Origin of the sequence: Isoalcanivorax indicus (genome assembly GCF_003259185.1) — a bacterium.
In the GTDB taxonomy this organism is placed as follows: domain Bacteria; phylum Pseudomonadota; class Gammaproteobacteria; order Pseudomonadales; family Alcanivoracaceae; genus Isoalcanivorax; species Isoalcanivorax indicus.
In genome coordinates this window covers 1,193,660-1,207,066 of sequence record NZ_QGMP01000001.1, presented here as the reverse complement: position 1 = coordinate 1,207,066, position 13,407 = coordinate 1,193,660, and the positions used below count along the sequence as shown (strand labels likewise).

The 13,407-nt window shown below is 63.7% G+C and carries 9 protein-coding genes; 6 read left to right on the top strand and 3 right to left on the bottom strand.

Features of this window, described 5'->3' with window-relative positions:
• Window positions 1-2: 2 nt before the first annotated feature.
• Window positions 3-2,726, bottom strand: a complete 2,724-nt coding sequence (gene gyrA / locus DKW65_RS05585; RefSeq protein WP_111656328.1) for a DNA gyrase subunit A — start codon at window positions 2,724-2,726, stop codon at window positions 3-5.
• A gap of 142 nt (window positions 2,727-2,868) precedes the next feature.
• Here gyrA and DKW65_RS05580 point away from each other — a divergent pair, with 142 nt between their 5' ends.
• The 5 genes from DKW65_RS05580 to DKW65_RS05560 all read left to right on the top strand — a co-directional run bounded on the left by DKW65_RS05580 (window position 2,869) and on the right by DKW65_RS05560 (window position 7,777).
• Window positions 2,869-4,194, top strand: a complete 1,326-nt coding sequence (locus tag DKW65_RS05580; protein ID WP_111656327.1) for a TRZ/ATZ family hydrolase — start codon at window positions 2,869-2,871, stop codon at window positions 4,192-4,194.
• The gene (gene ubiG, locus DKW65_RS05575) at window positions 4,187-4,909 is read left to right on the top strand and encodes a bifunctional 2-polyprenyl-6-hydroxyphenol methylase/3-demethylubiquinol 3-O-methyltransferase UbiG (RefSeq protein WP_111656326.1); all 723 of its coding nucleotides are present in this window, start codon (window positions 4,187-4,189) and stop codon (window positions 4,907-4,909) included. Before DKW65_RS05580 ends, ubiG begins: the two co-directional genes overlap by 8 nt.
• Window positions 4,906-5,562 (top strand): HAD-IA family hydrolase, encoded by a 657-nt coding sequence (locus tag DKW65_RS05570; protein ID WP_111656325.1) that lies wholly within the window; start codon window positions 4,906-4,908, stop codon window positions 5,560-5,562. The genes ubiG and DKW65_RS05570 overlap by 4 nt, the downstream gene beginning before the upstream one ends.
• 33 nt (window positions 5,563-5,595) lie before the next feature.
• Entirely contained in the window at window positions 5,596-6,384 is a 789-nt protein-coding gene (locus DKW65_RS05565; RefSeq protein WP_111656324.1) for a YciK family oxidoreductase, read from the top strand.
• 190 nt (window positions 6,385-6,574) lie between these two features.
• On the top strand, window positions 6,575-7,777 hold the full coding sequence (locus DKW65_RS05560; protein WP_111656323.1) for a putative solute-binding protein: 1,203 nt from the start codon (window positions 6,575-6,577) through the stop codon (window positions 7,775-7,777).
• Between the two features lies 1 nt (window position 7,778).
• On the opposite strand, the gene DKW65_RS05555 is transcribed toward DKW65_RS05560, so the two are convergent.
• Window positions 7,779-10,295 (bottom strand): penicillin acylase family protein, encoded by a 2,517-nt coding sequence (locus DKW65_RS05555; RefSeq protein WP_111656322.1) that lies wholly within the window; start codon window positions 10,293-10,295, stop codon window positions 7,779-7,781.
• Window positions 10,296-10,552: 257 nt separating this feature from the next.
• Between DKW65_RS05555 and DKW65_RS05550 the strand changes: the two genes are divergently transcribed.
• Window positions 10,553-11,713: a putative solute-binding protein gene (locus DKW65_RS05550; RefSeq protein WP_111656321.1), complete on the top strand. Its 1,161-nt coding sequence runs from the start codon at window positions 10,553-10,555 to the stop codon at window positions 11,711-11,713.
• A 179-nt stretch (window positions 11,714-11,892) separates the two neighbouring features.
• Here the strand turns inward: DKW65_RS05550 and DKW65_RS05545 are convergent, their stop codons facing one another.
• A complete protein-coding gene (locus tag DKW65_RS05545) occupies window positions 11,893-13,260 on the bottom strand; it encodes an ABC1 kinase family protein (RefSeq protein WP_111656320.1) in 1,368 nt (455 codons plus the stop codon).
• Between the last annotated feature and the right edge of the window lie 147 nt (window positions 13,261-13,407).

The window sequence follows — 13,407 nt, the reverse complement described above, 5'->3', positions numbered from 1 at the left end:
TGTCAGCTGTTCTCGTCGTCGGTATCGGTCTGGGCCGTCGTCTCGGGCGCGGTGTCATCGCTGTCCACCTCGTCCTCGTCAACGCCCTCCAGTTCAGGAATGCGTTCCACACCGACCAGGCGCTCGTTCTCGCCCAGACGGATCAGGGTCACACCCTGGGTATTGCGGCTCAGTATGCTGACCTCGTCCACCCGGGTGCGCACCAGCGTGCCCTGGTTGGAAATCAGCATCAGGTCTTCGCCACCGAACACCTGGGTGGCGCCGACCAGATTGCCGTTGCGCTCGTTGACCACCATGCCGATCACGCCCTGGGTGCCACGGCCCTTGGTCGGGAATTCGTCCACGTTGGTGCGCTTGCCGTAGCCGTTTTCCGAGGCGGTGAGCAACTGGCCTTCCGGCTGCGGCACGATCAGGGTAATGATCTCTTCGCCTTCCGCCACTTTCATGCCACGCACACCGCGAGCCGTACGGCCCATAACGCGCACAGCGGCCTGGCGGAAACGCACCACCTTGCCGTTGCTGGCCACCAGCATCACGTCTTCGTCGCCCTGGGTCACAGCCACGTTCACCAGGCTCTGACCTTCCTGCAGCCGTACCGCGATCAGGCCGTTACTGCGCGGGCGAGCAAACTTGGCCAGTTGGGTCCGCTTGACCATGCCGTTTGAAGTGGCCATGAAAATAAACGGCCCCGGCACGGTATCAACCACCGTGTCCTCGGCCAGTTCGGCCTCGTCGGCCACGTCTACATCAGCGTCTTCGGCGTCGGCATCGTCATCCGTGTTGCCCTGCTGGGCCACCATTTCACGGTCCAGGCGCAGGATGGCGGTAATCCGCTCATCCGTTTGCAGGGCCGGAATCAGGTTGACGATCGGCTTGCCGCGCGAGCCGCGGCCACCCTGTGGCAATTCATACACACGCAGCCAGAACACCTTGCCCTTGTTGGTGAAGCACAACAGGGTGTCGTGGGTACCTGCCACCAGCAGGTGCTCCACATAATCCTCGTCCTTGACGGCCGTGGCCGCCTTGCCGCGCCCGCCACGCTTCTGTGCGCGATAGGTGTCGATGGGCTGCATCTTGGCATAGCCGCCGTTGGACAGCGTGACCACCACGGTTTCTTCGGCAATCAGGTCTTCCATCGACAGGTCCAGACGCGAGGTCTGGATTTCACTGCGGCGGTCGTCGTTGTATTCCTCGCGGATCGCGCGCAGTTCTTCGCGGATCACTTCCAGCAGACGCTCCGGATCGGCCAGGATCAGACCCAGCTCACGGATGGTTTCCAGCAGACCCTGGTAGTCCTGAACCAGCTTGTCCTGTTCCAGGCCGGTCAGCTTCTGCAGGCGCAGGTCGAGGATCGCCTGAGCCTGGTCCGGCGACAGCCAGTAGAGGTTGTCGCGCAGGCCATACTGCTCGTCCAGCCCGTCCGGGCGGCAGGCGTCGGCACCACCAGCGCGGTCCAGCATGTCCAGCACCTGACCCGGTGCCCAGCCACGGGCAATCAGCGCCTCTTTGGCTTCAGCACCGGAAGGCGATTTCTTGATCAGTTCGATCACCGGATCGATATTCGCCAGCGCCACAGCCAGCCCTTCCAGCACATGGCCTTTTTCACGCGCCTTGCGCAGTTCATACACGGTACGCCGGGTGACCACTTCGCGCCGGTGGCGAATAAAGGCTTCCAGCATTTCCTTCAGGTTCAGCAGGCGCGGCTGGCCGTCCATCAGGGCGACCATGTTGATACCGAACACCGACTCCAGCTGCGTCTGGGAATACAGGTTGTTGAGCACCACCTCGGCGTTTTCGCCACGGCGCAGCTCGATCACTACCCGCATGCCATCCTTGTCGGACTCATCACGCAGCTCGGTGATACCCTCGATTTTCTTGTCCTTGACCAGCTCGGCAATCTTCTCGATCAGCCGCGCCTTGTTCAGCATGTAGGGCAGCTCGGTGATGATGATCGCCTGCTTGTCCTTCTTTGCTGAATCCTCGATATCGGCGCGGGCGCGCACATAAATACGGCCACGGCCGGTGCGGTACGCCTGAATGATCCCGGCGCGACCGTTGATGATGCCTGCGGTGGGGAAGTCCGGACCCTTGATGTAGTCCATCAGGTCATCGACCGTCAGGCTGTCGTCGTCGATCAGCGCCAGGCAGCCATCGATCACTTCACCGAGGTTGTGCGGCGGAATATTGGTGGCCATGCCCACGGCAATACCGGAGGAGCCGTTCACCAGCAGGTTCGGGACCCGGGTAGGCATGACTTCGGGAATACGTTCGGTGCCGTCGTAGTTATCGACGAAGTTGACGGTTTCCTTGTCCAGGTCAGCCAGCAGATCATGGGCGATCTTGGACATGCGTACTTCGGTATATCGCATGGCCGCGGCGGAATCGCCGTCCACGGAACCGAAGTTGCCCTGCCCGTCTACCAGCATATAGCGCAGGGAGAACGGCTGGGCCATGCGCACGATGGTGTCGTACACCGCGGAATCACCGTGCGGGTGGTACTTACCGATGACGTCACCGACGACACGGGCGGATTTCTTGTAGGGCTTGTTCCAGTCGTTGCTCAGCTCGTGCATCGCAAACAGCACCCGGCGGTGCACGGGCTTGAGGCCATCACGCACATCTGGCAGGGCACGCCCGACAATCACACTCATGGCGTAGTCGAGGTAGGACTGCTTGAGCTCGTCTTCAATGTTGACCGGAGTAACTTCTCTGGCGAGGTCCGTCATGCTGATCCTTCTTATAGCCTGGCACCATACGCTGCAGCCAACCCGGGCCGCCGCAAGCCGGCAATCATAGCATGGCCGTGACGGCTGCACACAGGGTCAGGCTGTTACGCTATACTCGCCGTCAAATTTGAAAGGAGGTTCCATGGCGCAAGCTCCCGCCCACGCCGATCAGATCATCCAGGCCCGCTGGATCGCCCCGGTGGAGGGCCCCGCGCGCCTGCTCAATGACCACGCCGTGGTCATCAGCGGCACCCGCATTGTGGATATTTTGCCCGCCGCCGAAGTCGGCCGCCGCTGGCAGGCCACCGAGACGCTGCGCCTGGACAACCACCTGCTGATGCCGGGGCTGATCAACGCCCATACCCATGCCGCCATGAACCTGTTCCGGGGGCTGGCGGACGACCTGCCGCTGATGACCTGGCTGGAGCAGCATATCTGGCCGGCCGAGGGCAAATGGGTCAGTGAGCAGTTCGTGGGCGACGGCACCCGGCTGGCCGCCGCCGAGATGATTCGCAGCGGCACCACCTGTTTTGCCGACATGTATTTCTTCCCCGAGGCGATTGCCCGGGTCGCCACGGAGGCCGGGCTGCGCGCCAGCCTGTTCTGCCCGGTGCTGGATTTCCCCACGCCCATGGGGCAGGGGCCGGACGACTACCTGCGCCTGGCCACGGCGGCGGCGGACAACTGGCGCCACGACCCGCTGATCAGCGTCGGCTTCGGCCCGCACGCGCCCTATACCGTGTCCGATGAGCCCTTGCAGCGCATCCTGACCCTGGCGGAAGAACTGGACTGCCAGATCATGATGCACGTGCACGAGACGGCCGGTGAGGTGCAGGGCGCCGTGGACGCAGGCGGCGAGCGGCCGCTCGCCCGGCTGGCGCGGCTGGGGCTGCTGTCCCCGCGCCTGCTGGCGGTGCATATGACGCAACTGACCGACGACGAGATTCGTCAGGTGGCGGATACCGGCACCCATGTGGTGCATTGCCCGGAATCCAACCTGAAGCTGGCCAGCGGCTTCGCCCCGGTGGAGGCGCTGCGCACGGCGGGCGTCAATGTCGCCCTGGGCACCGACGGCGCTGCCAGCAACAATGACATGGACATGCTCGGCGAGCTGCGCACCGCCGCCCTGCTGGCCAAGGGCGTGGCCGGGGCCGCCGACGCCCTGCCCGCCGACGCGGCACTGGCCATGGCCACCCTGAACGGCGCCCGGGCACTGGGGCTGGATCAACTGACCGGCTCACTGGTGGCCGGCAAACAGGCGGACATCATCGCCATCGACCTGTCAGCCCTGGAAACCCGCCCGGTCTATGACCCGATTGCCCAGGTGGTCTATGCCGCCGGGCGCGAGCAGGTCACGCATACCTGGGTGGCGGGCCGCTGCCTGATGGCCGAGCGCCAGCTGCTGACCCTGAATACTGGCCGTATCCTGCGCGATACGCAGACCTGGCAGGAGAATATCAATGCATGAGTCACCCTCGGGGCAGACACCCCCGCGCAATGTGGACGCCGGTGAGATCGCCAAGTTCGAGGCACTGGCCGAGCGCTGGTGGGACCCGAACAGTGAATTCCGCCCGCTGCACGACATCAACCCGTTGCGCTTGAACTATATAGATGAACGGGTCGGCCTGCCGGGCCAGCGCGCCATCGATATCGGCTGCGGCGGCGGCCTGGTGTCCGAGGGCATGGCCCTGCGCGGCGCCACGGTCACCGGCATCGACCTGGGCGAAGCGCCACTGGCGGTGGCCCGCCTGCACGCGCAGAAATCCGGTGTGGAGGTGGAATACCTGGCGGTGTCCGCAGAAGAAATCGCCGACGAGCGCGCCGGGCAGTATGACGTGGTGACGTGCCTGGAGATGCTGGAGCATGTGCCCGACCCGGCCTCGGTGGTGGCCGCCTGCGCGAAACTCGCCAAACCGGGCGGCAAGCTGTTCTTCTCCACCATCAACCGCAATCCCAAGTCGTTCCTGTTCGCCATCGTCGGCGCCGAGTATGTGCTGCGCCTGCTGCCACGTGGCACCCACGAGTACGCCAAACTGATCCGCCCGTCAGAACTGGCCACCTGGTGCCGGGCCGCCGGGCTGGAGGTCAAGGACACCACCGGCATGGTCTATAACCCGCTGACGCAGGTGTATAAACTGAACCGGGATGTGTCTGTGAATTATCTGATGTACGCGACCAAATGAAGCCAGAAGCCGTCTTTTTCGACCTCGATGGCACCCTGATCGACACCGCTCCCGACTTTTACGTGGTGCTGAATCAGGTACTGGCAACAGCTGGCCGGCCCGAACAGACGCTGGCCGCTGTGCGCAGCCAGGTGTCCAACGGCGCCCGGGCGCTGGTGACGCTGGGTTTCGGCCTGGCCCCCGGCGACGCAGGCTTTGATGCGGCCCTGAACACCCTGCTCGACGCCTACGAACAGCGCGTGGCGGTGGATTCGTGCCTGTTTGCCGGCATGGATGCGGTGCTGGACACCCTGGATAACGCCGGTGTCCCGTGGGGCATTGTCACCAACAAGCCGGAACGCTTCACGCTGCCGGTGCTGGTGGGGCTGGACCTGATCGAGCGGGTCGGCCCGATCATCTGCCCGGACCATGTTGCCCTGCGCAAGCCAGACCCCGAAGGCCTGCTGATCGCCGCCCGGCAAGTCGAAGCCGACCCGGCCCGCTGCCTGTACGTCGGCGATCATCTGCGCGACATCGAAGCGGGCCGCAACGCCGGCATGACCACGGTAGCGGCCCTGTTCGGCTACCTGGACCCGAATGAAGACCCGCGTGCCTGGCACGCCGACCACTATATCGATGAGGCCAGCGATCTGTTGCCGCTGCTGCGCCTCTGACCCTGAAAACGTATCGACAGGATTGTGTATTCCATGAGCAAGACCACACTGGACCCGAATGCCGTGCAGGCCGCTGCCCTGGCCTATGAGTGCCCCGCCGATGCCCTGAAAGACCGGGTCATCCTGGTCACCGGCGCGGGCGAAGGGATCGGCCGCGCCGTGGCGCTGGCCCTGGGCAAGGCGGGCGCCACGGTGGTACTGCTGGGGCGCACCCAGGACAAGCTGGAAAAGGTCTATGACGAGATTCTGGCCGCGGGCGGGGCGCAACCGGCCCTGGTGCCGGTCAACCTGGAAGTGGCGACCCCGGCCAATGTCGAAGAACTGGCAGCCATGCTGGACAAGGAATTCGGGCGCCTGGACGGCCTGCTGCACAATGCCTCGATCCTGGGCGATATCACGCCGCTGGATAACTACGGCTACAGCACCTGGGACAGCGTGATGCAGGTGAACCTGAACAGCGCCTTTTACCTGACCCGCGCCATGCTGCCGCTGCTGCGGGCCGCGCCGGAGGCGTCGGTACTGTTTACCTCGTCCAGCGTGGGCCGCAAGGGGCGTGCCTTCTGGGGCGCCTACGCGGTGAGCAAGTTTGCCACCGAGGGGCTGGTGCAGGTGCTGGCCGATGAACTGGAGAACACCACGAAAATCCGCGTCAACAGCATCAACCCCGGTGCCACCCGCACGCGCATGCGGGCCATGGCCTACCCTGGGGAGGACGCTATGTCAGTGACCCCGCCGGAAGCGCTGGTGCCGGCCTACCTGTATCTGCTCGGCCCGGCGTCCATCGGCGTCACCGGGCAGGCACTGAACGCTCAGCCCGACTGAGTGCTTCCGGGCTGGCGCTCTGGTGCGCCAGTCCGGCACCAGCCCGCCAGCTTTTGTGTCTTCACGCCACGTTGACCCTTGCGCCCTGCCCCATGCCTTTATGGTCATAGATGCCCTTTCCCCGGCGAGGGACGATGGTGCCTGACATGACAACGACAGGCACCACAACCACGGGCACTACACGGGACGTATGGCCATGCCAAGAATAATCACGCTACTGCTGGGCGTCTGCCTGGTGCTCACCACCGCCGCCCTGCCCGCCAGCGAGCGCCAGCGCGGCCCGTCGATCAGCGATGAACAGCGCGAGGCCTTCCAGCGCCTGGCCCCGGGTGTGGAAATCACCCCGGAGCTGATCGAACTGATGCAGGAAATCACCTACAACCCGGACATGAGCGTGGACCAGCGCTTGCGCGCCATCAGCCGCCTGGCCGGGCTGGACCAGCTGCCGGAAGACCAGCGCATGGCCGTGACCATCTGCATCTGGGATATCGCCGGGCGCGCTGGGCCGGTGTTCACCATCGCCGAGCAACAGCGGGTGCGGGCCGCGCAGTACGGCCTGAATATCAACATGGTGCCCTACACCAACGAGGGCGTGATGGTGGAAGAACTGCTCAGCGGCCGCTGCGACGCGGCGCTGATGACCGGCCTGCGGGCCCGGCAGTTCAACAAGTTCACCGGCACGGTGGATGCCATCGGCGCGGTGCCCACGGATGACCACATGCGCACCCTGTTGCAGGTGCTGGCACACCCGCGCAACGCCGGGCGTATGGTGCACGGCGAATACGTGATCCTGGGCATCTTCCCCGCCGGGGCGGCGCACATCTTCGTCAACGACCGCGAGATCAATACCCTGGGCAAGGCGGCGGGCAAACGCGTGGTGGTGCTGGATTACGACCCGATGCAGGCACAAATGGTCGCCGGGCTGGGGGCCACGCCGGTGCAGGCGGACATCACCCGGGCGCCGGGCATGTTCAACAATGGTGTGGTCGACGTGCTGGCCGCGCCGCTGGTGGCCTACGAGGCCCTGGAGCTGTATCGCGGGCTGGACCCGGACGGCGGCATCATCGACTACCCGCTGACCCAGTTGAGCATGCAGTTGGTAGGCCGCCGGGCGAAGTTTCCCAACGAGGTCGCGCAGCTCATTCGTGAGGCCAGCTTTGAAGCCTATGAAGACATCATGGCGTTCCTGCGCCGCGAGGCCGAGCGGGTGCCGGACGACTGGTGGATCAATATCCCGGAAGGCGACAAGCAGGAATACGAAACCATGATGGAGGATGCCCGCGTGGAGTTACGCGGGCTGGGCTATTACGACGGCGACATGCTGCAGTTGCAGCGGCGCATCCGCTGCCGCTTCGAGAGCGACCGCAGCGAATGCACCGACCCGAGAGAGTAGGTCAACGCGGCCCGCGCAGCTGGCGGGTGATCAGGCCGGGATCGGCATTGATCTCGGCGTCCCGGAACGGAAAGCGGATCCAGGCCTTGTCCTGGTAGGCCTTCGTCATGTTGCTGAAGTACGGTGACGCCGGGTCGGTGGACTGGGAATAGGTGACGAACCCTTCCGCCACCGGGTTGCCCTGCCCGTCCCAGGTCACCGTCTGGATGTAGCTGTTGCCGAACACAATGGGGTAACCCTCACTGGTCAGGCCGCCCCGCGAGCTGGCGATGGTGAAGGCGCCTTCGAACCCCTCCCCGCCGAAGACCGGAATGCGCTCGTCATGAATGGCGGAGAACTGCAGCTCGCCCATCGGGGTGTCCAGCGGGAAGCCGGACGCCACCGCCGTGCTCACGGCGTCGGCAAACGCCGTTTCCACCAGCGGGCTGAGCGGGTTCAGTTGCGCCGGGGTATTGACCGGGTCGTTGACGTTGAACGGTTGCAACCACATGCCGGGCAACTCCAGCGGCAGCGGGTTGATGCCGCGCCAGAACTCGCGCCAGATATGCCCGCCCCGGGCATCCAGGTTATGGGTGCCGTCCCATTCGGCCAGCACGTCGCAGGCCTCGCTGACATCCACCGGGCCACTGGTGCCCAGCAACGGCAGCGGTAACGGAATGGCGCAGTAGGTATTCAGAATCGTGTCGCGGGCCAGCTCCACCGTCATCAGACGGCTTTCCAGCACCACCTCCTGCAGGGTCTCCAGATCGAAGGTATGGCCCGGGCGGCCGTCGCTGCCGTCCAGCCGGTCGGTGACGTGCCGGATGCACTGCCGGGTGCGCAGCGAGCGGGCGCTTTCCTCGTCACCGATGATGGCGGCAAAGCCGGTCAGCGGCTCTGCCGGGTTGGTCAGCCAGTAGCTGTCGTTGCAGTTATGCACCCAGTCGTCACGGGTCAGCGTCGGCAGGTTGGCGGGGCCGAAGATGCCGGGTGCGGGTGCGTCATCGTCCGTGCGCCAGTCGCAACTGCTGCTGTTGCCACGCAGGATCGGCACGCCCGGCTGCAGCAGGGCAAACACCGGGGTCAGCGCGGTGGCGCAACTGAGCACCAGATCATCGGGCACATTGGGCACCACCGTGACATCACCGTAATAGACCGGCTTGCCCGGGCCGGTGGCCACCGTGTTGACCCAGGGCGTGCCCAGCACGCTGCTGTGCAGCTCGACAAATTCCTCGAAGCTTTGCGCCCGGTTCCAGCGGAAGAACTGGTTCAGCAGGCGGTCATTCTCGGCGTTGGCATCGCGCAGCGTGTAGGCCGTCACCGGATTCCAGCTGAGGATCGGCACGCCGGACACCTCGAACTCAAGCATGGGGCCATAGTGTGAGCGGTACAGGGTACGGGTTTCCGGTCGGATGCTGCCGTCCGGCTCGAGAATCTCGATGGTGATCGGGTGTGCTTCCATGTCGCGCAGTTCGCCATCAACGAAGTACTGGCGCGGGTTGACCGGATTCAGGCTCAGCTCATAGAAGCTGAACCGGAACGCCGTGGACACGGTGTGACTCCAGGCGAAATGCTCGTTGAAGCCGATCAGCACGGCGGGCAGGCCGATCAGGGCGGCCCCCATGATCTCCACATCACCCACTTGCAGGTGGGCCATATACAGGCGCTCGGTCTTTTCCCAGGGAAAGTGCGGGTTGCCGAACAGCATGGACTGGCCGTCGCTGGTGGTCTCGCCGGTCAGGCCGTACATATTGCTGCCGAACGGCAGTTCACGGGAAAACGGGAACGGCAACAGGTTACTGATGCCGTTGACCGCACCGCCCACCGCCTCCAGCAGGTCACTGATGATATCGGCGGGATTGATCGGCAGAGCCTCCAGAGGATCCAGCAGCGCTGGCGGCTGGGCCCCGGCAATGCCTTCCACGAATACCGATGAACTGGCCAGCACAGCCAGACGGAAATAGCGCCGGTACATGTCGTCTTCAGTCAGTGCCAGCAGCCAGTCGGCGTCGCGGCAGGCCTCGTGCCGGCCGGGGTGCTGGCCGTCCAGGATCTCCTGGCGATAGCGGTTGAAGCCGTCGACAAACCCCTTCGAGGCCTCCAGCACTTCCTGGTCGCTGTTCTCGCGCAGTGGCGCAATGGCGTCGTCAGTGGCCACATGGCGCCAGAAGAAATCGGCGTCGATATTGCTGGCCACGGCACCATTGGCAGGGATCGTGTAGGTCCCGTCACCACCGAGGTAACGGGCCCGCAGGCCACGAACCGTGAGGGTGTCCTCGGCCAGCAGACACAGGTTGTCCTCGGCCTGGGCGTAACCGTAGGCATAGCCCATGCTGCCAAAGTCAGCGGCGGTGATATGCGGGATGCCCTCACTGGTGCGGCGCAGGGTGGCGTCGTAGCCCTCGACCCGGGGGCCTTCACCGCCGGGGGTGCCGTTGCCGACAGAGCTGCTGCCGCCACAGGCGGTGAGCAACAGGCCAGCGGTCAGGGTCGCAATCAGACCCGCAATGCGGGGCGGGCAAGGTCGTAATCTGGTCATGGTCGTTCCCGAGTCGTAGCGCGATATGTTGTTGTTCTTCGAGTTGTATCCCGTCGCGCCCGCCACCGGGAGGCCTCGGCTACGATAAACCTCATGGAATTACAAAACTCCTAAATTGACTCAAAAGTCACGCAACGGGTCCGCCGGGTCATAGGCCGTCATGGTCGGTGGCTGCTACAACCTTGGAACGTCGGGACATTGCGGCGGTACCGCTGCGGAGAGCGAGTGTGAGTGTGAGTGTGAGTGTGAGTGTGAGAATGAGAACAATAGCCCTGCTGGCGCTGCTGACCGGCATCGCCCTGCCCGCCTGGGCGGTCGAGATCACGCCGGCACAACGCGAGGAACTGGCGCAACTCGCCCCGGGCGTGGAGATCACCGCCGAGATGGCCGAACAATTGCGCGCCATTGCCTTTGATACCAGCCTGCCCATTGAAGAGCGTGTGGCGGCGATGCGCCGGGCGTCGGGCTTTCCCGACGATGCGCTGGTGAAGCGCCGTTTGTGTGTCTGGGATATCGCCGGGCGCAACGGCCCCATTTATCAGGCGGCGCGGGACCAGCGTCTACGGGTGATGGAGTTCGGTGTGGATGTCGAGCTGGTGCCCTACACCAACGAAGGGGTACTGGTGGAAGAGTTACGCGCCGGACGTTGCGATGCGGCCCTGATGACCGGGCTGCGGGCACGCATGTTCAACAAATTTACCGGCACCATTGATTCGGTGGGCGGCCTGCCGACGGATGATCACATGCACATGCTGTTGCAGGTGCTGGCAAGCCCGCGCATGGCCGACAAGATGGTCAGCAATAATTATGTGGTGATGGGCATTGCGCCGGGCGGCGGCGCCTATGTGTTCGTGAACGACAAGAGCATCAATTCGCTGGCGCGGGCGGCGGGCAAACGGATTCCGGTGCTGGAATATGACCCGACCCAGGCACGGATGGTGTCGCAGATCGGTGCGACGCCGGTGGCAGCGGATCTGGTGAGTGCGCCCAACATGTTCAACAACGGGGTGGTGGATGTGCTGCCGGCGCCGTTGATTGCTTACGAGATTCTGGAATTGTATCGGGGCATGGGTGATACGGGCGGGATCATCGATTACCCGCTGGCGCAGATCACGATGCAGTTGATTGGTCGGGTGGACAAGTTTCCCAATGAGGTGGCGCAGCTGGTGCGTGAGGCGTTCTTCGAGGGCTATGGGGAAATCATGGAACAATTGAATGCCGAAGCGGCGAAGGTGCCGGATCGGTGGTGGATCAAGATTCCCGAGGAAGACAAGCAGGAATACGAAACGATGATGCAGGATGCGCGGTTGCAGTTACGCGAGGAAGGGTATTACGACGCGGACATGTTGACGTTGCAGCGGCGGATTCGGTGCCGGTTTGATAATCAGCGGGGCGAGTGTACCAATCCGGTTGAGTGATGGTGCTGTCACGCTGGTAGACGGGTGCTTCGTAGCCCGGTCGCCGGATGGCGATAAAGCTCTCCGGGACACGCCGTGAACCCTTCCCTGGGGGCTTGCGTTCGGCATCCATGCCTCACACAGTCCCGGAGAGCTTTATCGCCATCCGTCGACCTACCTCGGAGCGTATGGCTGGCAGATCAGTGCAAACGTTCTGGTGGTGCAGGAAAACCATCCAGGCCGCTGAACATGTCGACGCGGGTGTCGGAGAACATGTCGAGTTCCGGGGCCAGGGCCTGGATGTAGCGGTCGAAGTAGAGGAACTGTTTGAGCAACAAGGCAAATTCGCGCGGAAAGCGGATGCCGTGTTGTTCGCCAATCTTGACGATATCCATGAGCAGGCGGTTGACTTCGCGTTCGTTGCGATTGCCTTCCAGCAGACTGGCGGGATCGACGTTTTCAAGGCGTGACTGGAAGCGTTGCAGGTCGCGGGTCAGGGCGTCGACGCTGACGGTCTCGCGGGTCATGCCGATAGTGATCATGGCTTCGGCCACGGTGCGGTGATCGCCGTTGCTGATGCCGTCGAGAAATTGCGACATGGCTTCCCAGGTGTTCTTGCGGATACGGCCGACCATGCCGAAGTCGATAAAGCCGACGCGGCCGTCCTTGAGCAGCATGAGGTTGCCGGCGTGCACGTCGGCATGAAAGAAATCACACAGCATCAGGCTGGAGAACCAGGTATTGAGGGCGCTGACCAGGGTTTCGGCAGGGTCATCCACGTGCTGGCGCAGCACCTCAAGGTCGGTCAGGGGCACGCCATAAAAACGCTCCATGGTCAGTACACGGGTGGTGGTGAGTTCGCGGTAGGGTTTCGGCGCCACGGCGCGTTCGTTGCCGGTCAGTTCGAGGAAGGCGTTGAACTGTTCCAGGTGCCCGGCTTCCTTGAGGAAGTCGCACTCTTCGAGCATGGAGCCCTGCAGTTCCTCGATCACGCCCGAGACGGCGGAGCGGGACAGGCCCGGGGTCAGCATTTCGACCACGCGAGCAGCAAAGTAGAGAAAATTGAAGTCGGTCAGCAGCACGGTGCTGACGCCGGGCTTCTGGACCTTGATGACCACGTCTTCGCCGGAATGCAGGGTGGCGGCATGCACCTGGGCGATGGAGGCCGAGGCCAGGGGTTTGGGATCAACGCGGCGGTACAGGGTTTCCAGTGGCTTGCCCAGCTCGCGTTCGATGGTATCGCGAATAAAGTGGAACGGCAGCGCCGGTGTGCGGTCAAGACATTGTTGAAACTCCTCGACATAGGCGTCGGGGAACAGTGAGGGCGAGCTGGCGATAAATTGGCCCAGTTTGATGTAGGTGGTGCCCAGTGACTCGAAGGTTTCACGCAGCAGGCGTGGCAGCGGTGGCCGCTGACCCAGTAACCAGCCTGCCCCGGTACGCGCCAGTACGGCGCCGGTCTGCAGCAGACGCAGCCCGCCCCGGGCCGTATCCCGGGCCAGCACGAGGCCGGCCCGGCGGGCGGCCATGCGTTCGCGCATCAATTCAACCTCAGTCTTTTTACTCATCCGGAGTCATCACCTTAAATTCCAATGTGTGGAGCGGCCGTTCCGGGCCGAGTGATAGCTTACACCGGTAGTATAAGCGTTTGTAATTGCATGCTTTGTTTTTTGTAATTGGCGCTTGTGCCAATAATGACCGTTCGGTACTGTTGC